23 protein-coding genes and 1 other RNA gene are annotated in these 25,595 nt (G+C 61.6%); 8 read left to right on the forward strand and 16 right to left on the reverse strand.

Annotation, left to right across the window (positions count from 1 at the left end; all coding sequences use genetic code 11):
* Positions 1 to 131 precede the first annotated feature (131 nt).
* The 3 genes from ACQ4WR_RS07345 (at position 132) to ACQ4WR_RS07355 (ending at position 3,761) form a co-directional block, all read left to right on the forward strand.
* The gene (locus ACQ4WR_RS07345) at positions 132 to 1,724 is read left to right on the forward strand and encodes a phospholipase D-like domain-containing protein (RefSeq protein ID WP_219726877.1); all 1,593 of its coding nucleotides are present in this window, start codon (positions 132 to 134) and stop codon (positions 1,722 to 1,724) included.
* A gap of 244 nt (positions 1,725 to 1,968) precedes the next feature.
* On the forward strand, positions 1,969 to 2,715 hold the full coding sequence (locus ACQ4WR_RS07350; RefSeq protein ID WP_258003161.1) for a PEPxxWA-CTERM sorting domain-containing protein: 747 nt from the start codon (positions 1,969 to 1,971) through the stop codon (positions 2,713 to 2,715).
* A 173-nt stretch (positions 2,716 to 2,888) separates the two neighbouring features.
* Positions 2,889 to 3,761 (forward strand): sterol desaturase family protein, encoded by an 873-nt coding sequence (locus tag ACQ4WR_RS07355; RefSeq protein ID WP_436486325.1) that lies wholly within the window; start codon positions 2,889 to 2,891, stop codon positions 3,759 to 3,761.
* A 105-nt stretch (positions 3,762 to 3,866) separates the two neighbouring features.
* On the opposite strand, the gene ACQ4WR_RS07360 is transcribed toward ACQ4WR_RS07355, so the two are convergent.
* The 15 genes from ACQ4WR_RS07360 to gyrA all read right to left on the reverse strand — a co-directional run bounded on the left by ACQ4WR_RS07360 (position 3,867) and on the right by gyrA (position 21,191).
* Complete coding sequence (locus ACQ4WR_RS07360) at positions 3,867 to 4,574, reverse strand: ComEA family DNA-binding protein (protein ID WP_102292906.1); 708 nt, start codon at positions 4,572 to 4,574, stop codon at positions 3,867 to 3,869.
* Between the two features lie 205 nt (positions 4,575 to 4,779).
* The gene (gene rfaE1 / locus ACQ4WR_RS07365; protein ID WP_102292905.1) at positions 4,780 to 5,733 is read right to left on the reverse strand and encodes a D-glycero-beta-D-manno-heptose-7-phosphate kinase; all 954 of its coding nucleotides are present in this window, start codon (positions 5,731 to 5,733) and stop codon (positions 4,780 to 4,782) included.
* Complete coding sequence (locus ACQ4WR_RS07370) at positions 5,730 to 7,097, reverse strand: UDP-glucose dehydrogenase family protein (RefSeq protein ID WP_102292904.1); 1,368 nt, start codon at positions 7,095 to 7,097, stop codon at positions 5,730 to 5,732. Before ACQ4WR_RS07370 ends, rfaE1 begins: the two co-directional genes overlap by 4 nt.
* A gap of 78 nt (positions 7,098 to 7,175) precedes the next feature.
* Entirely contained in the window at positions 7,176 to 8,351 is a 1,176-nt protein-coding gene (gene lapB, locus ACQ4WR_RS07375) for a lipopolysaccharide assembly protein LapB (RefSeq protein ID WP_436486328.1), read from the reverse strand.
* A 46-nt stretch (positions 8,352 to 8,397) separates the two neighbouring features.
* Positions 8,398 to 8,700: a LapA family protein gene (locus tag ACQ4WR_RS07380; RefSeq protein WP_077400759.1), complete on the reverse strand. Its 303-nt coding sequence runs from the start codon at positions 8,698 to 8,700 to the stop codon at positions 8,398 to 8,400.
* Between the two features lie 234 nt (positions 8,701 to 8,934).
* On the reverse strand, positions 8,935 to 9,240 hold the full coding sequence (locus ACQ4WR_RS07385) for an integration host factor subunit beta (RefSeq protein WP_008446215.1): 306 nt from the start codon (positions 9,238 to 9,240) through the stop codon (positions 8,935 to 8,937).
* A 17-nt stretch (positions 9,241 to 9,257) separates the two neighbouring features.
* Positions 9,258 to 10,970: a 30S ribosomal protein S1 gene (gene rpsA / locus ACQ4WR_RS07390; RefSeq protein WP_071650172.1), complete on the reverse strand. Its 1,713-nt coding sequence runs from the start codon at positions 10,968 to 10,970 to the stop codon at positions 9,258 to 9,260.
* Positions 10,971 to 11,089: 119 nt separating this feature from the next.
* Entirely contained in the window at positions 11,090 to 11,758 is a 669-nt protein-coding gene (cmk, locus tag ACQ4WR_RS07395; RefSeq protein WP_102292902.1) for a (d)CMP kinase, read from the reverse strand.
* 111 nt (positions 11,759 to 11,869) lie between these two features.
* Positions 11,870 to 13,225, reverse strand: a complete 1,356-nt coding sequence (aroA, locus tag ACQ4WR_RS07400; RefSeq protein WP_102292901.1) for a 3-phosphoshikimate 1-carboxyvinyltransferase — start codon at positions 13,223 to 13,225, stop codon at positions 11,870 to 11,872.
* An 18-nt stretch (positions 13,226 to 13,243) separates the two neighbouring features.
* On the reverse strand, positions 13,244 to 14,152 hold the full coding sequence (locus ACQ4WR_RS07405) for a prephenate dehydrogenase (RefSeq protein ID WP_436486331.1): 909 nt from the start codon (positions 14,150 to 14,152) through the stop codon (positions 13,244 to 13,246).
* A 4-nt stretch (positions 14,153 to 14,156) separates the two neighbouring features.
* Positions 14,157 to 15,263: a histidinol-phosphate transaminase gene (gene hisC, locus ACQ4WR_RS07410; RefSeq protein ID WP_436486333.1), complete on the reverse strand. Its 1,107-nt coding sequence runs from the start codon at positions 15,261 to 15,263 to the stop codon at positions 14,157 to 14,159.
* Positions 15,264 to 15,406: 143 nt separating this feature from the next.
* Entirely contained in the window at positions 15,407 to 16,477 is a 1,071-nt protein-coding gene (gene pheA / locus ACQ4WR_RS07415; RefSeq protein ID WP_436486334.1) for a prephenate dehydratase, read from the reverse strand.
* 180 nt (positions 16,478 to 16,657) lie between these two features.
* Complete coding sequence (gene serC / locus ACQ4WR_RS07420) at positions 16,658 to 17,749, reverse strand: 3-phosphoserine/phosphohydroxythreonine transaminase (protein ID WP_436486336.1); 1,092 nt, start codon at positions 17,747 to 17,749, stop codon at positions 16,658 to 16,660.
* A gap of 26 nt (positions 17,750 to 17,775) precedes the next feature.
* On the reverse strand, positions 17,776 to 18,360 hold the full coding sequence (locus ACQ4WR_RS07425; protein WP_436486338.1) for a DUF2059 domain-containing protein: 585 nt from the start codon (positions 18,358 to 18,360) through the stop codon (positions 17,776 to 17,778).
* Positions 18,361 to 18,512: 152 nt separating this feature from the next.
* The gene (gene gyrA / locus ACQ4WR_RS07430) at positions 18,513 to 21,191 is read right to left on the reverse strand and encodes a DNA gyrase subunit A (RefSeq protein WP_102292894.1); all 2,679 of its coding nucleotides are present in this window, start codon (positions 21,189 to 21,191) and stop codon (positions 18,513 to 18,515) included.
* Positions 21,192 to 21,242: 51 nt separating this feature from the next.
* Here gyrA and ACQ4WR_RS07435 point away from each other — a divergent pair, with 51 nt between their 5' ends.
* The 5 genes from ACQ4WR_RS07435 to ssrA all read left to right on the forward strand — a co-directional run bounded on the left by ACQ4WR_RS07435 (position 21,243) and on the right by ssrA (position 24,594).
* The gene (locus ACQ4WR_RS07435; RefSeq protein WP_436486340.1) at positions 21,243 to 21,638 is read left to right on the forward strand and encodes a hypothetical protein; all 396 of its coding nucleotides are present in this window, start codon (positions 21,243 to 21,245) and stop codon (positions 21,636 to 21,638) included.
* A gap of 164 nt (positions 21,639 to 21,802) precedes the next feature.
* Positions 21,803 to 22,513 (forward strand): outer membrane protein OmpA, encoded by a 711-nt coding sequence (gene ompA, locus ACQ4WR_RS07440; RefSeq protein WP_436486342.1) that lies wholly within the window; start codon positions 21,803 to 21,805, stop codon positions 22,511 to 22,513.
* A 134-nt stretch (positions 22,514 to 22,647) separates the two neighbouring features.
* Positions 22,648 to 23,343, forward strand: a complete 696-nt coding sequence (gene ubiG / locus ACQ4WR_RS07445) for a bifunctional 2-polyprenyl-6-hydroxyphenol methylase/3-demethylubiquinol 3-O-methyltransferase UbiG (protein ID WP_102292892.1) — start codon at positions 22,648 to 22,650, stop codon at positions 23,341 to 23,343.
* 66 nt (positions 23,344 to 23,409) lie between these two features.
* The gene (locus tag ACQ4WR_RS07450) at positions 23,410 to 24,114 is read left to right on the forward strand and encodes an HAD family hydrolase (RefSeq protein WP_436486344.1); all 705 of its coding nucleotides are present in this window, start codon (positions 23,410 to 23,412) and stop codon (positions 24,112 to 24,114) included.
* A gap of 119 nt (positions 24,115 to 24,233) precedes the next feature.
* Positions 24,234 to 24,594, forward strand: a transfer-messenger RNA (tmRNA) gene (ssrA, locus tag ACQ4WR_RS07455).
* 134 nt (positions 24,595 to 24,728) lie between these two features.
* Here ssrA and ACQ4WR_RS07460 read toward each other — a convergent pair.
* On the reverse strand, positions 24,729 to 25,076 hold the full coding sequence (locus ACQ4WR_RS07460) for a response regulator (RefSeq protein ID WP_436486346.1): 348 nt from the start codon (positions 25,074 to 25,076) through the stop codon (positions 24,729 to 24,731).
* Positions 25,077 to 25,595: the final 519 nt, after the last annotated feature.

Genomic DNA, 25,595 nt, shown 5'->3' on the forward strand with positions numbered 1-25,595 from the left:
GACCGCAGGCAAGGATGTTCCAGGATGAAAATCGTGCATTATAGAAACTGCTACAATCGGCCACTCCCGGCACCGATCACGAAAGACTTCCGCATGCGCCCGACTTTTTCCCTTGCCGCCCGCCGCCGCGCGTGCGCGATCCGCTGACGGTGCGCCGCATGCTCGTCAAACTGCTGCTGTTCGCCACGCTGTTCACCCTGCTCAGCATCGCGGCCCTGTACAGCTATGGACGCTTTGCCGAGCGTTCGCTGGGCGCGCCAAGCACGGCCTTGCCCGTGGCGGCCGGCGCCACCATGCTCGACCGCGTCATGGCGCCGCAGCTGGCACAGCGCCCAAACCAGAGCGGCACGGCGCTGATCGACGAGAACCTGGAAGCGTTCGCCCTGCGTGCCCTGAGCGCGCGCGAAGCGGGCCGCAGCATCGATGTGCAGTACTACATCTGGCATAACGACGTGACGGGCCGCTTGCTGGTGCGCGAATTGCTGCGCGCGGCCGACCGCGGCGTGCGCGTACGCGTACTGCTCGACGACATCAACGCACGGGGCCAGGACGCTGCCATCCTGGCGCTCGACAGCCATCCTCTGATCGAAGTGCGCATTTTCAATCCGGGCCGCAACCGCGATGGCGTCTGGCGGCGCGGCGTGGAAATGGCATTGCGCGCGGTCAGCCTGAACCGGCGCATGCACAACAAGGCCTGGATCGTCGATGGCAGGGTCGCCCTCGTCGGCGGGCGCAATATCGGCGATGAATATTTCGATGCGGCCGAACAAGTCAATTTCCAGGATGCCGACCTGCTGCTGGTGGGACCTGCCGTGCAGCAGACGAGCGACATCTTCGACCGCTTCTGGAACAGCCGCGCCGTCATTCCCATCCGCGCCCTGCACGTGGGCAAGGATGCAGGCGCGCCGGAACTGCAGGCCGTGCGTGCCAGCCTCGACGCCATGGCCGGCGACTATGCCGCCTCTCCCTATCTGCGGCAGCTGACCGATACGCAGCAATTGCAGGCGCACCTGGATGGCCGCCTGCGCCTGCACTGGAGCGAGCAGGTGCAGGTGCTGTCGGACCCGCCGGAAAAAGCCGCGCCCTTGGCCAGCCTGCAGCGCAGCGAGCACTGGCTGATGCACAGCCTGCTGCCCCTGCTGACGCAGGCGCGCCAGGAAGCCCTGCTGACCTCGCCCTACTTCGTGCCTGGCGCGGCCCTCAGCGCCACCCTGGGCGAGAAAGTGGCCGCCGGCGTCCGGGTCAGCGTGCTGACCAACTCGCTGGCCGCCACCGACGTGGCCCTCGTGCATGCGGGCTATGCGCGCTACCGGCAAGTGCTGCTGGACGGCGGCGTGCAGCTGTTCGAATTGAAGACCCTGCACCGCAAGCGCATGAGCCTGACGGGTTCCAGCCGCGCCAGCCTGCATACCAAGGCCGTCGTGGTCGATGGCGAACGGGGCTTTGTCGGTTCATTCAACCTCGATCCCCGCTCGGCCCAGCTGAACACGGAAATGGGCGTGCTGTTCAGCGATCCGGCGCTGGCGGCCGACATGCGCGCGCTGTTTCTGCATTCGACAGCCAGCGATACCAGCTACCGATTGTTCCTGGCCGACGGCGCGCTGCGCTGGTCCGATGCCACCGAAGAACCAGCCAAAGTGTGGACGCATGATCCGGAAGCGGGATTCTGGCGCCGCGCGCTGGTGTCCGTGATGCGCTGGCTGCCGATCGAATCGCAACTGTAGCGGCACGCGGCGTCGTTGCCATGTAAAAACTTTAACCGTGACAAGATTACCATTTAAAAATATTTGTTGTTTCCAGAACATGTTAGATGGCTTTTTGCCAAACGCTGCTATAATCGCTGCAGGCATACGTGATCGTTGCCATAGAAATATATTTTTTGCCTCTTCCGCGAAAAATCCACCGCCGTTGGCCAAAAAGTTCGCCGACAGACTTGCAACATACCCTGTCACTTTTTGGAGCTTTATCATGCATAAATCATTGGCAATGCTGGCGCTGGCCGCCGCTTCCCTGTGCGCCGCCGGTGCCCAGGCATCGACCAACCTGGTCAAGAATGGCGACTTCGAACTGACCAGCAATGGCACCTCGAAACAGCTGAACGAAGGCAACTATGCCCGCGACGACCGCACCTACCTGACGGACTGGTCGAGCAAGGGCTATAACTTCGTCTTGAACGGCAACAACATCGACGACACCAACGCCAAGACGGCGCTGGCCTTGTGGGGTCCAAATTCCTACAGCGGCCGCGGTCCGCAAAATGGCCTGGGCGTGAGCCCGACGGGCGGCAATGTGCTGGCGGCCGACTGGGATTATTTCCCGGGTCCCGTGACGCAACTGGTCAGCGGCCTGGTGGCCGGCCAGGCCTATACCCTGAGCTTCTCGTATGGCGCCGGCCAGCAAGTGGGCTTTCGCGGCGATAACCTGGTCAACTACTGGGACGTTGCGCTGGGCAACAGCAAGCAGCAAACGGCCTCGCTCGCCAACGTCAGCCAGGGCTTCACGGGCTGGCACCAGACCAGCATGACCTTCACCGCCACGAACAGCAGCGAATTGCTGTCGTTCATGGCCAAGGGCAGCCCGTCGGGCGCACCGCCGTTCATGCTGCTCGACGGCGTGTCGCTGGTGTCGGCCGTGCCGGAACCGTCGACCTGGGGCATGCTGCTCGGCGGCCTGGGCCTGCTGGGCTTCATGGCGCGCCGCCGCAAAGTCTCATAGAACCTGCTGCGCGGCGCGGGGCGCGCCCTGCGATGCCCGCTGTACTTTAGTACAGCTGCGCTTCTCAGCCACGCCGCGCACCCGCTCGCTATGGTTTTATTACGCCTTTGTGCGAACGGATCCGGACAAGCATTTCCTGAGCGGATTTTTCAACGCCCAATCACGCCCCTCTCATGAGCCTGCTACAAACCCTGCAGACACACTTGCCCGGACTGGCCGTCGACGTTCTGCGCCTGAGCCTGTGGCTAGTGCTGCTGGCCATCATCTTCGTGCCGCTGGAGCGCTACTTTGGCGAACGCCATGCTGGCCGCTCGCGCACGGAACTGGGAAGCGACCTGGGCTTTTACTTCATCAGCAGCCTGCTGCCGGCCGTGCTGCTGGCCGCGCCGCTGGCCCTGGTGGCCATTGCGGGACAGCGCCTGCTGCCCGATGCCCTTCCCGCCGCCATGACGGCCCTGCCCCTGTGGGCCAAGCTGCTGCTGGGCTTGCTGATCGGCGAAGTCGGCACTTACTGGGGCCATCGGCTCAGCCATGAGGTGCCCTGGCTGTGGCGCTACCATGCCGTGCACCACAGCACGGAACAGCTGTATTTCCTGGCCAATACACGCACCCATCCCGTCGACATGGTGGTCACGCGCCTGTTCGGCCTCACGCCTTTATACCTGCTGGGCCTGGCCGGTCCCAACGCTGCCGGCAGCGCAGCGCCCGTGCTGCTGCTGTTGATCGGCACTGTTTGGGGCTTCTTCATCCACGCCAACCTGCGCTGGCGCTTCGGCCCGCTCGAATGGCTGGTGGCCACGCCTGCCTTCCACCACTGGCACCACAGCAAATTCGAGCACATCAACCGCAACTACGCCTCGACCTTGCCCGTGCTGGACCGCCTGTTCGGCACCCACCATCTGCCGCCGGAGTGGCCGGCCAGCTGCGGCATCGAAGCGCCCATGCCTGTCGGCCTGGGCGGCCAGCTGCTGGCGCCATGGCGCCGCGCGCCTGCCGCCGTGACGCCGGCAGCGGCACCCGCAGCCCCGCCCGCATCGGCAGACTGAGCACTTACTCTCCGGCATAAAAAAACCCCGCGCGGCCGGTACCGCGCGGGGTTTTCTTGCAATGCTGCGCGGCACCACCACGCGGCACGCTTCACAACAACACGCTTACTTTTTCTCGGCTTCCGCCTTCTTCGCATCGGCCGCAGCCAGCTTGGCTTCCTTCTTCGCGGCCGCTTCCGCAGCCTTGGCTTCTTTTTTCGCCGCCGTTGCCGCCTTTTTCGCGGCCGCCGCTTCCTTCTTCGTTTCGGCAGCCGGTTTCACGGTTGCGGCGTCAGCCGCGGCTGCCGGCACGGTAGCGGCGGCAGGAACCACCTTGGCGGCGGCCGCTTCTTTCTTCGCGGCGGCAGCGGCGGCCTTGGCTTCTTTCTTCGCAGCAGCAGCTTCCTTCTTCGTTTCAGCGGCCGTCTTGGCTGGCGCCGCAGCGGTGTCGGTCACAGCAGCTGGCTTCGGTGCGGCTTCTTTCGCTGCAACTTCCTTCACAGCAGCGTCCTTTTTTGCCGGGGCCGCTTTCGCCACCGGTGCCGGGGCGGCCGGCGCGCCGGACTTGGCCTGGCCATTCACCTGCAGGCCCGCTTCCGACAGCTTCACGGAGCTTTTCGGGCCGATGCCCTTCACGCGGCTTTCAAAGTCGGCCCAATCCTTGAAGGCGCCGCCCTTGGCACGCTCGTCGATGATGGCTTTCGAGGTAACGGGGCCGATGCCCTTGACGCTGTCGAGTGCCGCCTGGTCCGCCTTGTTGACGTCGACCTGGGCAAAGGCAAAGCCCATCGTCGCTATCAGGGTGGCAATGGCCAGCAGTATTTTTTTAAACATGGGTATCTCTCCGTGATGTGGTTTCAAGGTGACTCGAACGCAATGGAGGAACAGCGCCTTAACGGCTTTAACGGCTGGGACGTGATACGGTTGACAAGACGGGAGCACAGCAGGAGGGGAAAGCCTGCGCCAGATCAAACGAAGGGGCGCAGGCGCAATGCGAAAAAGGCGGCGGCTGAGAGCCACCGCTTCAAAGGTGTGGCTCTTACTGCGGGAACAGCTCGTCGCGCGTGACGGTGGCCGTGCCCAGCTTGCCGACGACGATGCCGCCGGCGCGGTTGGCCGTACGCACGGCGTCGCTCAGGCTCATGCCGGCGCCCAGCATGGCCGCCATGGTGGCGATCACCGTGTCGCCGGCGCCCGAGACATCGAACACTTCGCGCGCGTCGGTGGGCATGTGCAGCACCTCATTGGCCGTATACAAGCTCATGCCTTCTTCCGAGCGGGTCAGCAGCAAGGCTTCCAGGCCCAGCTGCGCGCGCATCTGCTGCGCCCGTTCCGTGAGCTGCTCTTCCGTGCTCCAGTTGCCGATTACGCGGCGCAATTCCGATTTATTCGGAGTGAGCACTGACGCTCCCGTGTAGCGGCTGAAATCATCGCCTTTCGGGTCGACCATGACGATCTTGCCGGCGGCGCGCGCCGCCTTGATCATCTCGGCCACGTTCACCAGGCTGCCCTTGGCATAGTCGGACAGGATCACCACATCGTATTGCGGCAACAGGGCATTGAATTGCTTGAGCTTGTCGCGCAGCACCGTATCGCTGGGGGCATCCTCGAAATCGATGCGCAGCATCTGCTGCTGGCGGCCGATCACGCGCAGCTTGATGATGGTGGAAATGGCCGCATCGCGCTGCAGATAGCTGTGGATGCCGCCGCCTTCGAGCAGGCGCTCGACCTGGCTGCCGGCCTCGTCGTCGCCGACCACGCCCAGCAAGCTTGTCTTCGCGCCCAGCGCGGCCGCATTGCGCGCCACGTTGGCCGCGCCGCCGAGGCGCTCTTCGCGCTTCTCGATACGCACGATGGGGACGGGCGCTTCCGGCGAGATACGGCTGACGTCGCCAAACCAGTAGCGGTCCAGCATCACGTCGCCCACCACCAGCAGGCGCACCTGGGCCAGTGCGGCCGGCGCCGTCAAGGCTGCCACCTCACGGGCGCTCATGCGCGTGTCAGGATCGAGCGACCGATCCCGTGGTATTCGATGCCATTCTCGGCCATGACGGCCGGCTCGAAGAGGTTGCGGCCGTCAAAAATCACGGCCTCCTTCAGGCGTGCCTTGATCTGCTCGAAATCGGGGCTGCGGAAGGCTTTCCACTCGGTCACGATGGCCAGCGCATCGGCGTCCAGCAGCGCATCCTGCGGGCTGTCGGCAAAGCGCACACGGGCCAACTGTTCCGGCGCCAGGTCCAGCTGCAGCACGCGGCGCGCCTCGGCCATGGCAACGGGGTCATACACGGCCACCGTGGCGCCGCGCGCCAGCAAGTCGCCCAGCAGCACGCGCGCCGACGCTTCGCGCATGTCGTCCGTATTCGGCTTGAAGGCCAGGCCCCAGACGGCGAAATGCCGGCCCGTCAGGTCGGCGCCGAAGCGCTTGACGACCTTGCCGCCCAGGATGTGTTTCTGCTTGTCGTTGACGGCTTCGACGGCGCGCAGGATCAGCAATTCCTGGCCGTGGCCGCGTGCCGTGCGCTCGAGCGCCTGCACGTCTTTCGGGAAGCACGAACCGCCATAGCCGCAGCCCGCATACAGGAAGCTGTGGCCGATGCGCGGGTCGGAACCGATGCCGTGGCGCACGGCTTCGATGTCGACGCCCACCTTGTCGGCCAGGTTGGCCAGTTCATTCATGAACGAGATGCGCGTGGCCAGCATGGCATTGGCCGCATATTTCGTGAACTCGGCCGAGCGCACATCCATCCAGTAGGTACGCTCATGGTTGCGGTTGAACGGCGCGTACAGGCTTTTCAGCAAGTCGCGCGCGCGCTCGCCCTCGGGCGTGGCATCGACGCCGATGACGATGCGGTCCGGGCGCATGAAGTCTTCGACGGCCGCGCCTTCCTTGAGAAATTCCGGGTTCGAGGCCACCGAGAACGTGGCGGCCACGCCGCGCGCGTCAAGTTCGCCCTGTATGGCGGCGCGCACTTTTTCAGCCGTGCCGACGGGGACGGTGGACTTGTCGACGATGACCTTGAAGTCTGTCATGTATTTGCCGATGCCGCGCGCGGCGGCCAGCACGTATTGCAGGTCGGCCGAGCCGTCTTCGTCGGGCGGCGTGCCGACGGCGATGAATTGCATCACGCCATGCGCGGCCGCCGCTTCCACGTCCGTGGAAAAGGTCATGCGGCCGGCGGCGCGGTTGCGCGCCACGACTTCTTCCAGGCCCGGCTCATGGATGGGGATGCCGCCGCTGTTGAGCAGGGCCACCTTTTGTGCATCCAGGTCGAGGCAAAAAACGTCATTGCCCAGCTCCGCCAGGCAGGCGCCGGTCACGAGGCCAACATAGCCCGTGCCGATAATGGTGATTTTCATGGTTGTGCCGTATTTCTGAAATATAGATGTTGCAAACGAGTACACGCCACGTTGCGCGGGGCAAGGTGGCGTGTACGGTTAATTCATGACGTTGAGTTCTTCGGTGCGGCGCGGTGGATACGTTTCCCACTTGTTGCAGCCCGGGCAGTGCCAGTAGAACTGGCGTGCCTTGAAGCCGCAATGGCTGCACTGGTAGCGGGCCAGCTTCTGCGTGTAGCCGTGCACCAGGTTTTTCACCATCGACAGCTCCGACCAGATGGCTGCCGGGGCATCCATCATGCGCGCTTCCAGCAACTTGTCCAGGCCCAGCAAGGTCGGCGTGCGGCGCAGTTCGGCGCTGACCAGCTGCTTGGCCGCTTCCACGCCGTCGAGTTCGATGACGGCCTTGAAGACGACTTCGATCAGGTCGATCGACGAGGCTTCTTCCAGGTAAGAGCGCAGCAGGTTGACGCCTTCCTGTGCACGGCCCACTTTCGTGTAGCCATCCATCAGGCGCTGCGCCACCAGGGCCACGTGCGGCACGCTTTGCTGCTCCACGCGGCGCCAGGTGGTCAGCGCGCCTTCCACGTCGCCGCGCGCCAGCAGCACGTCGCCCGTGAGGATGGTGGCGCGCACGCTCTTGCGGTCCGTCTGCAGGGCTTTTTCCAGCAGCGGCATGGCGTCGTCCGGCTTCATGTGCACCAGCGCGTCATGCGCCAGTTCGCAATAGAACTGGGCGATTTCCTTCTGGCGCGCACCGGCGCCCGATTCCTGCAGACCGACGGCCGCTTCGATGGCGCGCGGCCATTCCTTTTCGCGCTGGTAGATTTCCAGCAGTGCGCGGCGCGCCTGGGCCGCATATTGCGTGTCGACCAGGCTGTTGAAGGTTTCCTCGGCGCGGTCCAGCAAGCCGGCCTTCAGGTAATCCATGCCCAGCTCGTAGGCGGCATGGCCCTGCTGCTCCAGCGGCAGGTCGGGACGCGCCAGCAAGTTCTGGTGCACGCGAATGGCGCGCTCCGTCTCGCCGCGGCGGCGGAACAGGTTGCCCAGCGCGAAGTGCATGTCGGCCGACTCCGGGTCCAGCTTGACCACTTCGATGAAGGCGTCGATGGCCTTGTCGTGCTGCTCGTTGAGCAGGAAGTTCAAGCCCTTGAAATAATTGCGCGGCAGGCTGCGCGATTCGGACACCAGTTGATGAATGTCAACACGCGCGGCAATCCAGCCCAGCGCGAAAAACACGGGGATACCCAAGAGCCACCAGAGTTCAAATTCCATGCGATTGTTTTTATTCGTGTAAGAGAGATAGGAGCGACGGCGCCGCTTACTGCGCGCTCACGCTGTCCGGTTGCGGCTGGACATTGCTGGCCACGCCCACGGTCTGCAGCGCGGCGATGGTGGTTTTTTGCTTGCTCGCTTCGCGGCGGTGACGGAACACGGTCGGCGTCAGCGCCAGAACGCCCAGGCTGGCGCCAGCGACAAAAAAGCCCAGCAGCATCAGCACCAGGGGACCGCGAATTTCATAATTGAGGAAAACATGCAGGTCGACAACCTGCGCATTCTTCAGCGCAAAACTGAAGAACAGGACGAAAAGAACACAGCCAACGATGGTGGAGATGATTTTCATCGATACGCCCAGAAAGTACAAAAAATGCCGTACGGCACAACCTTGGAATGCCTGGCAGAAGCGTAGCGAGCGTCAGTGATTTGTGGCCAAGAAGCGCAACCGTACTTTAGTACGGTGAGCATCGCAGGCCGCAAAGCGCGACGCGCAGTAGCTTATGTCAGGTATTCTCAGCATATTAACAAAAAAAAGCGGCATCCAAGGACGCCGCTTTCTATGTCGCCTTCCAGCAGACGATTAATCCTCGATGATCGGTTGTCCGACCATCGCGTCCACCCGCTCGCGCAACTGTTTGCCCGGTTTGAAGTGGGGCACCCGTTTTTCAGGAACCATCACTTTGTCGCCGGATTTCGGGTTGCGGCCAATGCGCGGGGGCCTGCTGTTCAGGGCAAAACTGCCAAAACCGCGGATCTCGATGCGCTGACCAGTCGCCAGGGCGTTGGTCATCGCATCGAGAATGGTCTTGACGGCATACTCCGCATCTTTCGCCACCAGCTGAGAATAACGCTCAGCGAGGCGGTTGATCAGCTCGGACTTTGTCATCTGCCGTATCCGCAGTCTTAGTTCTTGTTATCGAACTTAGCTTTCAACAAGGCGCCCAGGCTGGTGGTGCCCGAAGCTGCGTTGTTGTCGGTAGCTGCCATCTTCTGCATGGCTTCCTGGGTTTCAACGTTGTCTTTCGCTTTGATCGACAGTTGGATACCACGGGCTTTGCGGTCGATGTTCAGGACCATTGCTTCAACGGTGTCGCCGACTTTCAGGTGCGTACCAGCATCTTCAACGCGGTCGCGCGAGATTTCGGAAGCGCGCAGGTAGCCTTCAACTTCTTCGGACAGTTGGATCACGGCGCCTTTAGGCTCAACCGATTTAACGGTACCGGTAACCAGCGAACCTTTGTCGTTCATGGCTGCGAAGTTGTTGAATGGGTCACCTTCCAGTTGCTTGACGCCCAGGGAAACGCGCTCGCGCTCAACGTCGATGGCCAGAACGATGGCTTCCAGTTCGTCACCTTTCTTGAAGCGACGCACGGCTTCTTCGCCGGTTTCGGTCCAGGACAGGTCGGACAGGTGCACCAGACCGTCGATGTTGCCGGCCAGGCCGATGAACACGCCGAAGTCGGTGATCGATTTGATCGCGCCGCGGACTTTGTCACCTTTCTTATGGGTAACACCGAAGTCGTCCCATGGATTGGCTTTGCACTGTTTCATGCCCAGCGAAATACGACGACGCTCTTCGTCGATTTCCAGAACCATCACTTCTACTTCGTCGCCCAGTTGGACAACTTTGTTAGGAGCAACGTTTTTGTTCGTCCAGTCCATTTCGGAAACGTGTACCAGACCTTCGATACCCTGTTCCACTTCAACGAACGCGCCGTAGTCGGTCAGGTTCGTTACTTTACCGAACAGACGGGTGCTTTGTGGGTAACGACGGGACAGACCGGTCCAAGGATCGTCGCCCAGTTGTTTCACGCCCAGCGAAACACGGTTTTTCTCTTGATCGTACTTCAGGACCTTGGCGGTAATTTCCTGGCCAACCGTCAGAACTTCCGACGGGTGACGTACACGGCGCCATGCCAGGTCGGTGATGTGCAGCAGGCCATCGATACCGCCCAGATCCACGAACGCGCCGTAGTCGGTGATATTTTTGACGACGCCGGTCACGACCGTGCCTTCTTTCAGCGTTTCCATCAGTTTCTGACGCTCTTCGCCCATCGAAGCTTCGATGACGGCGCGGCGGGACAGAACCACGTTGTTACGCTTGCGATCCAGCTTGATCACTTTGAATTCGAGGGTTTTGCCTTCGAATGGGGTGGTGTCTTTGACAGGACGGGTATCAACCAGCGAGCCCGGCAGGAATGCGCGGATGCCGTTGGTCAACACGGTCAGACCGCCTTTGACTTTACCATTGACGGTACCGACGACGATTTCGCCCGATTCCATCGCTTTTTCCAGAGCCAGCCACGAAGCCAGACGCTTGGCTTTATCGCGCGACAGGATGGTATCGCCGAAACCGTTTTCCAGCGATTCGATCGCCACGGAAACGAAGTCACCAACTTTGACTTCCAGTTCGCCGTGGTCGTTCTTGAATTCTTCGACAGGGATGAATGCTTCGGATTTGAGGCCAGCGTTCACGATCACGAAATTGTGGTCGAGGCGCACGACTTCAGCGGAAATAACTTCGCCGGAGCGCATATCTTGACGCGACAACGATTCCTCGAAGAGCGCAGCAAAACTTTCCATACCGGTAGATTCGTTAGTTGTAACAGTAGACATAGGGTTCACACAGGTTATCCAGCAGAGATCGCACGATGCGACTTAAACTGGGTTAGGTTTTTGACACACCCGGACAGGCCAGGAGCCGTCAACGGGCACCACATAGCATAGTAATCACACTATTTTGCAACTGACGCATACCATTTCAACACGGTTTCAACGGCTTCATCAGCCGTCATTGCCGAGGTATCGAGGACATGCGCCCCTTCCGCGGGAACCAGCGGCGCAATCGCACGGTGAGTATCACGTTCGTCCCGCGCCTGCAAATCCATCAGAAGGTCTTCCATATTAGCAGAAAAACCCTTGTCTATCAATTGCTTGTAGCGCCGTTGCGCGCGCGCCTCAACGCTGGCCGTGAGAAACACCTTCAGCGGGGCGTGCGGAAAGATCACCGTGCCCATGTCGCGCCCGTCGGCCACCAGGCCCGGCGTCTTGCGAAAGCCCAGCTGCAAACCGACGAGCGCATGGCGCACCGTTGGCAACACGGCAATTTTCGACGCCGTATTGCCCACCTCTTCGGCACGGATCTGCTCGGTGACGTTTTCGTTGGCCAGCAGGATTTCGCCACCGGCGAAGTGGCATGGCAGGTGCTCGGCCAGCTTGGCCAGCGCGTGCTCATCGCGCAAGTCCGTGCCGCGGCGCAGGGCCGACAGGGCCGTCAGGCGGTACAGCGCGCCCGAGTCCAGATAATGAAAGCCCAGCTTGTCGGCCACGCGGTGCGCCACCGTGCCCTTGCCGGAAGCGGTGGGGCCGTCGATGGCGATGACTGGGATGTGAGAGGTCGGCATTATTTTGTCACTTTAAAAAAACTAAACCCGTTAGGGCTGGGGTCAGACCCCCACTCGAGTCAACGCCTGAACTGGCGTTACTGGTGGAGAGGGTCTGACCCCGGATTTCGGTTAAATAAGACTATCCTTGGCAATCCCCGCGAACGCGGCGAAATACTCGGGGAAGGTCTTGGCCACGCATTTCGGGTCGTTGATGCGCATCTCGTTGCCGCGGCGGGCGGCACCGTCCAGCGAAGCGAGCGAAAAGCACATGGCCATGCGGTGGTCGTCATACGTGTCGATGGTGGCAGCCTGGATTTCAGCCGGCGGCGTCACGCGCAGGTAGTCGGCGCCCTCTTCCACTTCCGCGCCCAGCTTGCGCAATTCCGTCGCCATGGCGGCCAGGCGGTCCGTTTCCTTCACCCGCCAGCTGGCGATGTTGCGCAAGGTCGAGGTGCCGTCCGCATACAGGGCGGCCACGGCGATCGTCATGGCCGCATCGGGAATGTGGTTGAAATCCATGTCGACGGCTTTCAAGGGGCCGTTCGAGCGCGCCTCGATCCAGTTCTCGCCCATGGTGATGGTCGCGCCCATCTGCTGCAAGGCTTCGACGAAACGCACGTCGCCCTGGATGCTGTCGCGCCCCACGCCTTCCACGCGCACGGGACCGCCGCCGATGGCGCCGGCCGCCAGGAAGTACGATGCCGACGAGGCGTCGCCTTCGACGTGGATGGTGCCAGGGCTCTGGTATTGCTGGCCCGGCTGCACGGTGAACGACTGCCAGCCGTCATGCTCGACCGTCACACCGAAACGGCGCATCAGGTTCAGGGTGATTTCAATGTAGGGCTTCGAGATCAGCTCGCCCGTCACGTCGATAGTCACCGCATGGTCGCGCGCCATCAGCGGCGCCACCATCAAGAGGGCCGTCAGGAACTGGCTCGACACATTGCCGCGCACGGCGATGCGCTGCGCATGAATGTGGCCGCGGCGGATGCGCAGCGGCGGGAAACCCTGCTCACCCGTGTATTCGATCTGCGTGCCGACGGCGTTCAGCGCGTCGACCAGGTCGCCGATGGGGCGCTCGTGCATGCGCGACACGCCGTGCAGGGTGTAGTCGCCGCCGATCACGGCCAGGGCCGCCGTCAGCGGACGGATGGCCGTGCCGGCATTGCCCATGAACAGGTCCGCCTCGTGGTGCGGGAAGACGCCGCCGCAGCCTTCCACGTGGTGGATCTGGTGCGCGGTGGCCGGGTCGCCCTGCAGCTCGTCCTGCGTCCATTTCACGCCCAGCGACGTCAGTGCCGTGAGCATGACGAAGGTGTCGTCGGATGCCAGCAGGTCGACGATCTTCGTCTTGCCCTTGGCCAGCGCGGCCAGCAGCAGCACGCGGTTGGAAATGCTTTTCGAGCCGGGCAGACGCACCGTGCCTTCGACGTGCATTACCGGTTTCAGATCGATGTGGTGGGGGTAGTGCTTGGTCTGGGTCATGCTGGAATCCTTGAGTATTTATCGTGTGGGCGCGGCTGGAACTTCCGCCGTTTCAATCGCCTCGATCCATTGCTGCCGCGCGTGCTGGGCGTTCGCGTACACACCCTCGATGGCGGCGCCGTCGTTGGCGGCCAGATGGGCGCGCAAGGTCGTCAACTGCGCCAGGTAGGCGTCCAGTTCGTGCAGCAGCGCCGGCTGGTTGGCCAGGCTGATGTCGCGCCACATTTCCGGCGATGAGCCGGCGATGCGCGTAAAGTCGCGAAAGCCGCTGGCCGCGTATTGAAACAGCAGGCCCGCGTGCGGTTTGTTGGCGATGTCGTCGACCAGCGCAAAGGCCAGCAGATGCGGCAGGTGGCTGACGGCGGCAAACACCTTGTCATGTTCTTCGGGGCTCAAGATGTGCAGGATGGCGCCGCAGGCGCGCCATGCGGCCGCCACCCGCTCCACATCAAGCGCGGCGTTTTCCGCCAGCGGCGTGAGCACCACTTTCTTGCCTTGATACAGGTCGATGATGGCGGCATCGGGACCGTTCGTCTCGCGGCCCGCGATGGGGTGGCCGGGCACGAATTGCCCGACCTTGCCACCGAGGGCCGCGCGCGCGGCCGCCACCACGTCGCTCTTCGTGCTGCCCGCATCGGTGACGATGGTGCCCGGCTGCAGGTGCGGCGCGATGGATGCCAGGATGGCGCCCGTCTGCGCCACGGGCGCAGCCAGCAGCACCAGGTCGGCGCCATGCAAAGCTTGCGCCATGTCGCCGCCGATCGCGTCGATGATGCCCAGTTCGAGCGCGCGCGCCATCGACGCCGGCGAGCGGCCCATGCCAACTACCGTGCCGACCGCGCCCGCGTGCTTGAGGGCGCGCGCGAACGAGCCGCCGATCAGGCCTACGCCAAAGATAACTACCTTGTTCAGTGCAGGCGTCGTCATATCGTCAGGCCAGCGCTTTCGTCAGCGCGGCGATGAAGATGGCGTTTTCCTGCGGCAGGCCGATGGAAATGCGCAGCCATTGCGGCAAACCATAGCTGCCCACGGGACGCACGATCACGCCCTGCTTGAGCAGCGCGAGGTTGACGCGCGCGCCCGCTTCATCGTCGTCGCCCACTTTCACCAGCACGAAATTGCCGTGCGACGGCACGAATTCCAGGCCCAGTTGCGCAAACGCCTCCGTGAACTGCTGGTAGCCGGCAGCGTTGTTGCGCGCGCTCTGCTCCAGGAAGGCCTTGTCGTTCAGGGCGGCAATCGCGGCCGCCTGCGCCAGCGAGTTGACGTTGAACGGCTGGCGGATGCGGTTCATCAGGTCCGTCAGCGCCGGCTGGGCGATGGCGAAACCGATGCGCAAACCGGCCAGGCCGTACGCCTTCGACAGGGTGCGCGACACCACCAGGTTCGGATACTGGCGCACCCACGCCGTCGACTCGTACTGGTCGTCGGCGGACAGGAATTCGTTGTAGGCCTCGTCCAGCACGACGACGACGTGCGTCGGCACTTTTTTGAGGAACGCTTCCAGCTGCGCGGCCGTCAGGAAGGTGCCGGTCGGGTTGTTCGGGTTGGCGATGAAGACCAGGCGCGTGTCGTCGGCAATCGCCGCCGCCATGGCGTCGAGGTCATGGCCGTAGGCTTGCGCCGGCACGACGATGTGGCGCGCGCCCAGGCCTTGCGTGGCCAGCGCATACACGGCGAACGAATACTGCGAATACACGACGGACTGGCCATGCTGCACGAACGCGTGCGCGGCGATTTCCAGGATATCGTTGCTGCCGTTGCCGAGGGTGATCCAGTCGGCCGGCACGTCATAGCGCTTCGACAGCACGGCCTTCAGGTCAAAGCCGTTGGCGTCCGGGTAGCGGCCCAGGTCATCGATGGCGGCGATCATCGCCTGCTTGGCCGATGCCGGCATGCCGTACGGGTTTTCATTCGACGCCAGCTTGACGATGGCTGCCTCGTCGAGGCCAAATTCACGCGCGACTTCCGCGATCGGCTTGCCGCTCTGGTAAGGGGCGATGGCGCGGACGTATTCTGGACCGATATTTTTAGACATGGTGTTCTTTAAAAGTTGGTGAATGATCAGGCTGGTGGTTTTTATTGGGTTACGCTGCGCTAACCCAACCTACAGCTTACCGTATGTCGGGTAGGTCGGATTAGCGGAGCGTAATCCGACACCACCACCGGCATCAATCGAAGTCACAGACTGACCGGATACGACCCCAGCACCTTGAAAAATGCCGCATTGCTCTGCAGCTCGCCCAGCGCCTGGGCGACGGCGGCGTCGTGCACGTGGCCTTCCACGTCGACATAGAAATAATACTCCCAGCTGCCCATGCGCGCCGGGCGCGACTCGAAGCGCGTCATCGACACGCCGTGCCTGGCCAGGGGCGCCAGCAGCTGGTACACGGCGCCCGCCTTGTTCGGCACGGCCAGTACCAGCGAGGTCTGGTCCTTGCCGGACGGCGCCGTCTGCAAGGTGCCGACGACGGCAAAGCGCGTGCGGTTGTGCGGGTCGTCCTGGATATGCCCTTTCACCACGCCCAGCTTGTACTGCGCGCCGGCCAGTTCGCTGGCGATGGCGGCCACCGTGCCATCTTCGCCGGCCATGCGCGCCGCCTCGGCGTTCGAGGCCACGGCGCGGCGCTCGATGTGCGGGTAATTCTGGTTCAGCCACACCTGGCACTGCGCCAGCGCCTGCGAATGGGCGCAGATGGACGTGACGCCATCCATGTTGCCGCTCTTCGTCATCAGGCTGTGGTGCACGGCGATCGCCACCTCGCCGCTGATGATGAGACTCGTCTGCAGCATCATGTCGAGGGTGCGGTTGACGGCGCCTTCCGAGGAGTTCTCGATCGGCACGACGCCGAAGTCCGCCGTCCCCGCTTCGGCGGAACGGAATACTTCATCGATGGACGCGCACGGCAAGCCTTCGACGGCGCTGCCGAACTGCTGATACACGGCCTGCTCGCTGAAGGTGCCGGCCGGGCCAAGATAGGCCACGGTAACCCGTTTCTCCAGCGAGCGGCAGGACGACATGATTTCGCGGAAGATGGTTTGCACTTCGCGGTCGCCCATGGGACCGGGGTTGCGCTCGGCCACGCCGCGCAGCACTTGCGCCTCGCGCTCGGGACGGAACACGGGCGCCTGGGTCTCGGCCTTCACATGGCCCACTTCCTGGGCGATTTGCGCGCGGCGGTTCAGCAGCTCGAGGATTTGCGCGTCGATCACATCGATCTGTTCGCGCAGCGGTTTCAATTTATCGGTCATGGTTGGTTTGTTTGGTCAGCTGTACTTCAATCATTGCCGCGCGGCCTGCGCCGGCGGCGGGCCGGCGCGCATATTCATGAGAATGCCGGACAAAATGATCAGGGCTAGGCGCGTTGCCGCTGGCAGTACGAAGGTACGGCAAGGCAATGCAACAGCGCCCTGGACTTTTTGGCAGGCGTTCTAGCGTCCGGCAAACTCGTTCAGATAATTCACTAAGGCTTGCACGCCCTCGATCGGCATCGCGTTATAGATCGATGCACGCATGCCGCCGACGGACTTGTGGCCCTTCAGTTGCAGCAGGCCGCGCTGCTTGGCGCCGGCCAGGAATGCGTCGTTCAGACTTTCATCGCGCAGGTAGAACGGGATGGTCATGCGCGAGCGGTATTCAGGGGCGACCCGGTTCTGGTAGAAGTCGTCCGCGTCGAGCGCCGCGTACAGCAGAGCCGCTTTCTCAATATTACGCTGTTCCATGGCTGCAACGCCACCCTGGCGTTTGAGCCACTGGAAAACCAGGCCGGCGATATAGATGCCGTAGGTGGGCGGCGTGTTGTACATCGACTCATGTTCGGCCACGATGGTCCAGTCGAAAGCGGACGGGCAGATCGGCAGCGCCTTGCCCAGCAAGTCTTCGCGCACGATGACCACCGTCAGGCCGGCCGGTCCGATATTTTTTTGCGCGCCGCCGAAGATGACGCCGTACTGCGACACGTCGATCACGCGCGACAGGATGTGCGAAGACATGTCGGCCACGATGGTGGTGCCTGCCGGCACGGCTGGCGCCTGCTGGAATTCCACGCCATCGATGGTCTCATTGGTGCAGATGTGCAGGTAGGCGGCGCCTGGCGTCAGCTGCCATTCGGAGACGGGCGGCACGCCCGTGAAATGGGCGGCCTTGGACGATGCCGCCACGTTCACGTTGGCATACTTGGCCGCTTCCTGGATCGACTTGCCCGACCACGAACCCGTGTGCACGAAGTCGACGGTCACCGGCTGGGTGGCGCCATGGCCCACCAGGTTCATGGGAATGATGGCGTTCTCGCCCAGGCCACCGCCCTGCAGGAACAGGATCTTGTAGTTCTGCGGCACGGCCAGCAGCTCGCGCAGGTCGGCCACGGCCTGTTGGTAGATGGAGATGAACTCGGGACCACGGTGGCTCATTTCCATCACCGACATGCCGCTGCCATGCCAGTCCTGCATCTCGGCTGCCGCTTGCGCCAGCACTTCCTTGGGCAGCACGGCAGGGCCGGCGGAAAAATTATAGATGTGGCTCACGATACGGTCCTTGGCAAAAATGGGAATTATTGAGGCGACTGCGTGGCCGCCCGCATGACCTGGTCCAGCACGGCGTTCACGCGCGGAATCAGCACGCGCTGGCTGATGGCCATCGATTCGGCCGACAGCTGCGGCATGGTGGAGAGCATCTTGCGTCCCAGCGGTGTCTGGTAGAACGCTGTCAGCTGCTCGACTTCCTGCACCGTGTAAAAGCGCGCGTACAGCGGCACCATCTCGTCGCCCAGTTCCTCGATCAGGGTCGGGTCGGCCAGCACCTGCGTCAGGGTGGCGATGGCCAGGGGGATCTCTTCCTCGGCGTTGGCCAGCGCGCGCGCCTTGCGCTGCGCATCGAGCTTCGGATCCATGCTGATTTGCTGCTGCGCCGACTGGCGGATCATGGCCGGCACCGATTGCAGCATCTGGTCGAAGATATTGCGCGTCAGTTGCGGGAACTGCATCGCGTCGAGCATGCGCCGCACGGCCACTTTCATGGCGGGGCTGGGCGCTGCCTGGCGGGCCGGCGTGGCTTGCGCGCTCTGGGCCAGGGCCGGCAGGGTCGCAAGGAAGGCCAGCGAAAACGCGGCGAAGAAGGTGGCGACGATTTTTCTCATGGCTTGCGGGATGTTGAGTGACTTGTAAATAGACAGTGCCGGCGATGCATGTCGGGTTACGCCCGACGGGCTAACCCGACCTACGAAACGCTGCTGGCGGCGCACATGGCGCGCCAATAGCAATTGGGGCTCCCGAAAGAGCCCCAATCATCTTACTCCGGCTGGGCCGGGTCGACAGGTTCGGCTGGTTCAGCCGGCGCCGGCGCGGCATCCGTGCCCGCCTCCGTCGTCAGCTCGACTTCGTCGATATCCGTCTCCACCACGCGCTGCAGGCCGGACAGCTTGGTGCCGTCTTCCACGGCGATCAGGGTCACGCCCTGCGTCGCGCGGCCCATCTCGCGGATTTCCGACACGCGGGTGCGGATCAGCACGCCACCGGTGGTGATCAGCATGATTTCATCGCTGGTGTCGACCAGGGTCGCGGCAACCACTTTACCGTTACGCTCGCTGGTCTGGATGGCGATCATGCCTTTCGTGCCACGGCCATGGCGCGTGTACTCGGTGATCGGCGTACGCTTGCCGTAGCCGTTTTCCGTGGCCGTCAGCACCGACTGCTGCTCGTTCTCGGCCACCAGCAGGGCGATCACGTGCTGCCCTTCTTCCAGGTTCATGCCGCGCACGCCGCGCGCCGTACGGCCCATCGGACGCACATCGTTTTCGTCGAAGCGCACTGCCTTGCCCGAATCGGAGAACAGCATCACGTCGTGCTGGCCATCGGTCAGCGCGGCGCCAATCAGGAAGTCGCCGTCGTCCAGGTCGACCGCGATGATGCCGGCCTTGCGTGGATTGCTGAAGTCCTTCAGCGGCGTCTTTTTCACGGTACCCAGGCTGGTCGACATGAAGACGTAATGGTCTTCCGGGAAGGTGCGATTCTCGCCCGACAGCGGCAGGATCACGGTGATCTTTTCGTTGTCCTGCAGCGGGAACATGTTGACGATCGGCTTGCCGCGCGAGTTGCGCGAGCCTTGCGGCACTTCCCATACCTTCAGCCAGTACATGCGGCCACGATCCGAGAAGCACAGGATGTAGTCGTGCGTATTGGCGATGAACAGCTGGTCGATCCAGTCTTCCTCTTTCGTCGCCATCGCCTGCTTGCCGCGGCCACCGCGTTTTTGCGCGCGGTATTCGGAAATCGGCTGCGCCTTCATGTAGCCGGTGTGCGACAGGGTCACGACCATGTCCTGCGGCGTAATCAGGTCTTCCGTTTCCAGGTCGGTCGCGTTCAGTTCGATCTGCGAGCGGCGCACGTCCTTGTTGCCGACGCCGTATTCGTTTTTCGCCAGGGTCATTTCATCGGTGATGATGACGGTGACGCGCTCCGGCTTGGCCAGGATGTCGAGCAAGTCGGCGATGTGCGCCATCACGTCCTTGTACTCGTTGACGATCTTGTCCTGCTCCAGACCGGTCAGGCGTTGCAGACGCATCTGCAGGATTTCCTGCGCCTGGTCGTCCGACAGCTTGTACAGGCCATCGGCCTGCATGCCGTAGTGCTTCGGCAGGTTTTCCGGACGATAGGCATCCACGCCGCCTGGCGTATTGCCGTCGCCCGTGCGGGCCAGCATTTCGCGCACGACGGACGAATCCCATGGACGCGCCATCAGCTCGACCTTGGCGATCGGCGGCGTCGGCGCGGCCTTGATGATGGCGATGAAGTCATCGATGTTGGCCAGGGCAACGGCCAGGCCTTCGAGCACGTGGCCGCGTTCGCGCGCCTTGCGCAGTTCGAACACGGTGCGGCGCGTGACGACTTCGCGGCGGTGCGACAGGAAGCATTGCAGCATCTGCTTGAGGTTCAGCAGCTTCGGCTGGCCATCGACCAGCGCCACCATGTTCATGCCGAAGGTGTCTTGCAACTGGGTCTGCTTGTACAGATTGTTGAGCACCACTTCCGGCACTTCGCCGCGTTTCAGCTCGATCACTACGCGCATGCCCGACTTGTCGGACTCGTCGCGGATGTCGGAAATGCCGTCCAGCTTCTTGTCGCGCACGTTTTCGGCGATGCGTTCGAGCAAGGATTTCTTGTTGACCTGGAATGGCAGCTCGTCAACGATGATGGCGATGCGGCCGCCATCCTTGCCGTATTCTTCAAAGTGCGTCTTGGCGCGCATGACCACGCGGCCACGGCCCGTGCGGTAGCCGTCGCGCACGCCGGACACGCCGTAGATGATGCCGGCGGTCGGAAAATCGGGCGCGGGAATGAGCTCGATCAGTTCATCGATCGTGCATTCCGGATTGCGCAGCACGTGCAGCGCGCCATCGATCACTTCGGTGATGTTGTGCGGCGGAATGTTCGTCGCCATGCCGACCGCGATACCGGACGAGCCATTGATCAGCAGGTTCGGGATCTTCGTCGGCAAGACCGTCGGTTCCTTTTCCTTGCCGTCATAGTTGGGCTGGAAGTCGACGGTGTCCTTGTCGATATCGGCCAGCAGCTCGGCGGCGATCTTGTCCAGGCGGCACTCGGTGTAGCGCATCGCGGCGGCGGCGTCGCCGTCAACGGAACCGAAGTTGCCCTGGCCATCGACGAGGGTGTAACGCAGCGAAAAATCTTGCGCCATGCGCACCAAGGTGTCGTAGATCGAGGCGTCGCCGTGGGGGTGATACTTACCCATGGTTTCGCCGACCACGCGGGCGCACTTGACGTAAGGGCGGTTCCACACGTTGTTCATTTCATGCATCGCGAACAAGACGCGGCGGTGCACTGGCTTCAAGCCATCGCGCGCATCCGGCAAGGCGCGCCCGACGATCACGCTCATGGCGTAATCGAGGTAACTCTTGCGCATCTCTTCTTCGAGGGAAATTGGAATTGTTTCTTTTGCGAATTGATCCATTGGCGGTTCGACTGCTCTCAGGCTGTGGTTAACTTATCTGCTACGCAATGTATGACGCAATACTGCATATCCTGGGTGGCTGTTATGGCGGAGTGCCAAGCAAAAAATGGACAGGACAGGGACAAAGCCGCCAGCCGTACCGTCGGTACGTCCAGGCCATGCCGCGCCGCCGTGCACTTTTTGTTTGGTAATCGTAACAGTCAAGCGCACGATTTTAGCATGCGCGCCCCGCTCACTGTACAAATTGGCCAGACCAGCAATATTGTCAGTTTGCACCGTCAGTGTGCGTGGCTGCTTGTCGATAATGCACAATGGCAATATCAGTTCAACACTTCTGCCCTTAAAAGTGGCAAAAAAAGCGATCAATTGTTACAGACGCGTTACAAATGGGCATTTCCGTTGCGCAAAAACAACGTGCGGTCTAAAATCGGGCAAGCTTTGATTTAACCACGGTCGTGTGCCCCTGATGCGTGTGGCAAAATGACTGGGAAGTTAATTGCTAGTTTCGCAATCTGAAACGAGCGCATATGGTCTACATGATAAAATCTTGGCACGTAGCACCAGTAGCGCAGTGTTGTTCTGCGGATATCACCCCCCGAAAGGAAAAAAGAATGAATAAATTTGTAACGCTGTTTTTCGCTGCATCCGCAGTGATTGCTGGCTCGGCTTCGGCCCAAACCCCAACCTCCCCACCGTTCGCGCCAGTTACTACTGACATCAAAGCACCAAGCCCAAAAAGCGCTTACGTGCAAGATGCTCGCGGCGTTATCGTGCGTGACCCATTCGGCCTGTGCTGGCGTACCGGTTACTGGACACCTGCTGACGCGGTGCCAGGTTGCGACGTACCCCTGTGCGTAGAGCCAGAAACTCTGCAAGACGGCAAATGCGTGGCTCCACCTCCGCCACCAGTCGTTGCTCCAGCACCAGCCGTCGTGGTACCAGCACCAGTCGTCGTTGCTCCTACCTCGGAAAAAGTCAGCTTCGCTGCTGATGCATTCTTCGATTTCGACAAAGCGACGCTGAAGCCAGAAGGCAAAGCCAAGCTGGACGAGCTGACCGCACAACTGGGCGGCATCAACCTGGAAGTCATCATCGCTGTGGGTCACACCGACTCCGTCGGCACCGATGCTTACAACCAAAAACTGTCGGTACGTCGTGCTGATGCTGTCAAAGCCTACCTGGTTTCCAAAGGCGTTGAAAGCAACCGCGTGTACACCGAAGGCAAAGGCGAAAAACAACCAGTCGCTAGCAACGCTAACGCTGAAGGCCGTGCTAAAAACCGTCGCGTGGAAATCGAAGTTGTCGGTACCCGCAACAAGTAATAGCTGAGCCGCTAACCGGACGCTTGCCGCAAGTTACCGCGCAAGTCAAGGACTGCATGAAAAAACCCCGCTACGGCGGGGTTTTTTTTCGTCCGTGGCTGCCCAATTGTAAAATTGCCGCTATTATTCGACCTATGAACGCCGACCCTCTTGAAATCCAAAAATTCAGTGAGCTGGCCCACCGCTGGTGGGACCCCACTTCCGAGTTTCGTCCCCTGCACGAAATTAACCCCCTGCGCCTGGAATGGATCAACGCGAAAGTGCCGCTGGCCGGCAAGCGCGTGATCGACATCGGCTGCGGCGGCGGCATCCTGGCCGAATCGATGGCCCGCAAGGGTGCCGACGTGACGGGCATCGACCTGTCCGACAAGGCCCTGAAAGTGGCCGACCTGCACAGCCTGGAATCGGGCGCCAAGGTGCGCTACAAGCTGATCGCCGCCGAAGCCATGGCCGAGGAAGAGCCGGGCCAGTACGACGTCGTCACCTGCATGGAAATGCTCGAGCACGTGCCGGACCCGGCCGCCATCGTCAAGGCCTGCGCGACGCTGGTGAAGCCGGGCGGCCACGTCTTCCTGTCGACCCTGAACCGCAACCCGAAAGCCTATCTGTTCGCCATCCTGGGGGCGGAATATATCCTGCGCCTGCTGCCCAAGGGCACGCACGACTACGACAAATTCATCACCCCGGCGGAACTGTCGCAGTACGTGCGCAGCGCCGGCCTGGACGTCAACAGCATGCGCGGCATGGGCTACAATCCCTTGACCAAGATTTACTCACTTAATAACGACACCAGCGTCAATTATTTGGTGGCCTGCACCCGGCCCGTGTAACCATCACGCACAAAACAAGGCGGCTGCGGCCGCCATTTTTCATTCCTACTTGACACAATTGCCGCCATGACCACAGACCTCCTGCCAGCCCCGCGCGCCATCCTGTTCGACCTTGACGGCACCCTGGCCGACACCGCGCCCGACCTGGCGGCCGCCATCAACCTGCTGCGTTCGCGCGCCGGCCTGGCGCCGACCCCGTACGACATCCTGCGCCCCACCGCCTCGGCCGGCGCGCGCGGCATGATAGGCGCGTCGTATGGCATCGCGCCCGGCGAAATCGGCTACGAAGCCCTGAAAGACGCTTTTCTTTCCAACTACGAAGCGGCCCTGGCGGTGGAAAGCCGTTTGTTCGACGGCATCCCCGCCCTGCTGGAAGGGCTGCAAGCCTTGGGCCTGGCCTGGGGCGTGGTCACCAACAAGGCGGCCCGCTTCACCGATCCGCTGGTCGGCCAGATCGGCCTGGGCGCGGCCGGCTGCGTGATCTCGGGCGACACCATGGCGCACCCGAAACCCCACCCCGCCCCCCTGCTGGAAGCGGCCCGCCGTCTGGACCTGGCGCCGCAGGATTGCTGGTACGTGGGCGACGACCTGCGCGACATCCAGGCCGGCCGCGCCGCCGGCATGCGCACGGTGGCCTGCGCCTGGGGCTACTGCGGCCCCGTCGAGCCGCAGCACTGGAACGCCGACCACCTGCTGGACACGCCGCAAGCCTTGCTGGAACTGGTGAGCGTGGTGGTGAAGGCGGCGCAGGAGCGGCAACTGGCAGCTTGAGGCGCATGCCTTTTCACGGCGGAAAGCCGGAGCCTGATCCGTCGGTTCAGCCCCCTCACGTCGATGGCGCGAATGCATCATGCAAGAGTATGAAGATTGCGCTACAATGAAGGTTCTGTGGGGACGACCTGGTTTCGACGTGGGTTGCAAAGCAGCGCAGGGCATACCGAGGGCTGGTTACCTCGTAAATACACCCAGAAAAAACTTAACTGCAAACGATAACTCGTACGCACTGGCAGCTTAATCGCTGTTAGCTCTAGAACACCTCGTCCCTGGGGTGGGCCGTCAAAAGCTCTAGAGTCATTTACAGGGACTCGTCGTATGCTGGGTTACTTAGCGTCCGACTAAATAATAGGTAACTCGCTTGCCCATAACGTGCACATCCGTGCTGGCTGAGTTAAATTAAATGATAGTGCTAAGTATGTAGAACTGTCTGTGGAGTGCTTGCGGACGCGGGTTCGATTCCCGCCGTCTCCACCACTGAATTGTTTAAAATCAAGTAGTTAGCAAGAACAAGGCTGTCATTATTTGGGTTGTTTTTGGGCTGTATTAGCCTAGGAATGACAACAAAATGACAGCCTTTTTTTCACCTAACGATTGTCTCCATGCTTACTTTAAGCGCACGAATCCAATAGCTTCAGAATTTCATTCAGGTCGGCTGGTTTCACTAGATGATGGTCGAATCCGATAGCTAATGTTTGAGCCCTCGTCGACTCATCCCCCCATGCCGTAAGTGCAATGAGCCGGACATCCCGAAATTTTGAAGTCTGCTTTAGAGCGAAGGCCACTTGCAAACCATTCATCTTGGGCATACCCAAATCAAGAAATATAACATTGGGGTCGAATGTCTCTGCCCTCTCAAGGGCATCAATTCCACTATAAACGGGTATCGCTTCATACCCTAACATCATAAGGAATTCAGATATCAGATCAGCGGCATCACGATTATCGTCAACGATCATGACTCGTTGCGGGGAGCGTTGGGTTACCATGGCCATCTGTCTTGAATTTAATTGACTAGTTACAACGAGAATGCCTATGGCAAACATACTCTAATGGACAATACTTTAGCTCATCGGTGGCGGTAGCTAGAGCAATTGTAGTATTTCAATACCAATTATACATACAATTAAGGGGCATCATCAGCACGATGTCCTGGACACATCGCCAAACAGACCACTCCAGTTGAAGGCGAACGACAGGCGCATACACGCTCTCAGAGCAAAAAATAACGCCGTTTCTACGCGGCAGCACTACCCGCACGAAAAGTCGCTCAAAGTGCGTCAAAATGCGTCAAATCGCATGCCCCCTCTTCGCCCCGCCGCGCCAGTCCTCATGCGCCTTCGGCCATGGCGCAAATTTGAGTCAAAAGAGCCCTATATAGCGGGCAGGTGTGGAGGGGGGACAACTGCGCGCGCCGGGCCGAAATGGGGCTTTTTCTTGCATCCATAGCAACATCAATCGTCAGGTCGTGAAAAAGC

The sequence above is a fragment of the Janthinobacterium amylolyticum genome (assembly GCF_051380655.1).
Taxonomy (GTDB): Bacteria; Pseudomonadota; Gammaproteobacteria; order Burkholderiales; family Burkholderiaceae_D; genus Janthinobacterium.

Coding starts and splice junctions, on each gene's coding strand:
- ACQ4WR_RS07350 (WP_258003161.1), top strand. CDS start 1,969: ATGCATAAATCATTGGCAATGCTGGCGCTGGCCGCCGCTTCCCTGTGC.
- ACQ4WR_RS07355 (WP_436486325.1), top strand. CDS start 2,889: ATGAGCCTGCTACAAACCCTGCAGACACACTTGCCCGGACTGGCCGTC.
- ACQ4WR_RS07360 (WP_102292906.1), bottom strand. CDS start 4,574: ATGTTTAAAAAAATACTGCTGGCCATTGCCACCCTGATAGCGACGATG.
- rfaE1 (WP_102292905.1), bottom strand. CDS start 5,733: ATGAGCGCCCGTGAGGTGGCAGCCTTGACGGCGCCGGCCGCACTGGCC.
- ACQ4WR_RS07370 (WP_102292904.1), bottom strand. CDS start 7,097: ATGAAAATCACCATTATCGGCACGGGCTATGTTGGCCTCGTGACCGGC.
- lapB (WP_436486328.1), bottom strand. CDS start 8,351: ATGGAATTTGAACTCTGGTGGCTCTTGGGTATCCCCGTGTTTTTCGCG.
- ACQ4WR_RS07380 (WP_077400759.1), bottom strand. CDS start 8,700: ATGAAAATCATCTCCACCATCGTTGGCTGTGTTCTTTTCGTCCTGTTC.
- ACQ4WR_RS07385 (WP_008446215.1), bottom strand. CDS start 9,240: ATGACAAAGTCCGAGCTGATCAACCGCCTCGCTGAGCGTTATTCTCAG.
- rpsA (WP_071650172.1), bottom strand. CDS start 10,970: ATGTCTACTGTTACAACTAACGAATCTACCGGTATGGAAAGTTTTGCT.
- cmk (WP_102292902.1), bottom strand. CDS start 11,758: ATGCCGACCTCTCACATCCCAGTCATCGCCATCGACGGCCCCACCGCT.
- aroA (WP_102292901.1), bottom strand. CDS start 13,225: ATGACCCAGACCAAGCACTACCCCCACCACATCGATCTGAAACCGGTA.
- ACQ4WR_RS07405 (WP_436486331.1), bottom strand. CDS start 14,152: ATGACGACGCCTGCACTGAACAAGGTAGTTATCTTTGGCGTAGGCCTG.
- hisC (WP_436486333.1), bottom strand. CDS start 15,263: ATGTCTAAAAATATCGGTCCAGAATACGTCCGCGCCATCGCCCCTTAC.
- pheA (WP_436486334.1), bottom strand. CDS start 16,477: ATGACCGATAAATTGAAACCGCTGCGCGAACAGATCGATGTGATCGAC.
- ACQ4WR_RS07425 (WP_436486338.1), bottom strand. CDS start 18,360: ATGAGAAAAATCGTCGCCACCTTCTTCGCCGCGTTTTCGCTGGCCTTC.
- gyrA (WP_102292894.1), bottom strand. CDS start 21,191: ATGGATCAATTCGCAAAAGAAACAATTCCAATTTCCCTCGAAGAAGAG.
- ACQ4WR_RS07435 (WP_436486340.1), top strand. CDS start 21,243: ATGACGCAATACTGCATATCCTGGGTGGCTGTTATGGCGGAGTGCCAA.
- ompA (WP_436486342.1), top strand. CDS start 21,803: ATGAATAAATTTGTAACGCTGTTTTTCGCTGCATCCGCAGTGATTGCT.
- ubiG (WP_102292892.1), top strand. CDS start 22,648: ATGAACGCCGACCCTCTTGAAATCCAAAAATTCAGTGAGCTGGCCCAC.
- ACQ4WR_RS07450 (WP_436486344.1), top strand. CDS start 23,410: ATGACCACAGACCTCCTGCCAGCCCCGCGCGCCATCCTGTTCGACCTT.
- ACQ4WR_RS07460 (WP_436486346.1), bottom strand. CDS start 25,076: ATGATCGTTGACGATAATCGTGATGCCGCTGATCTGATATCTGAATTC.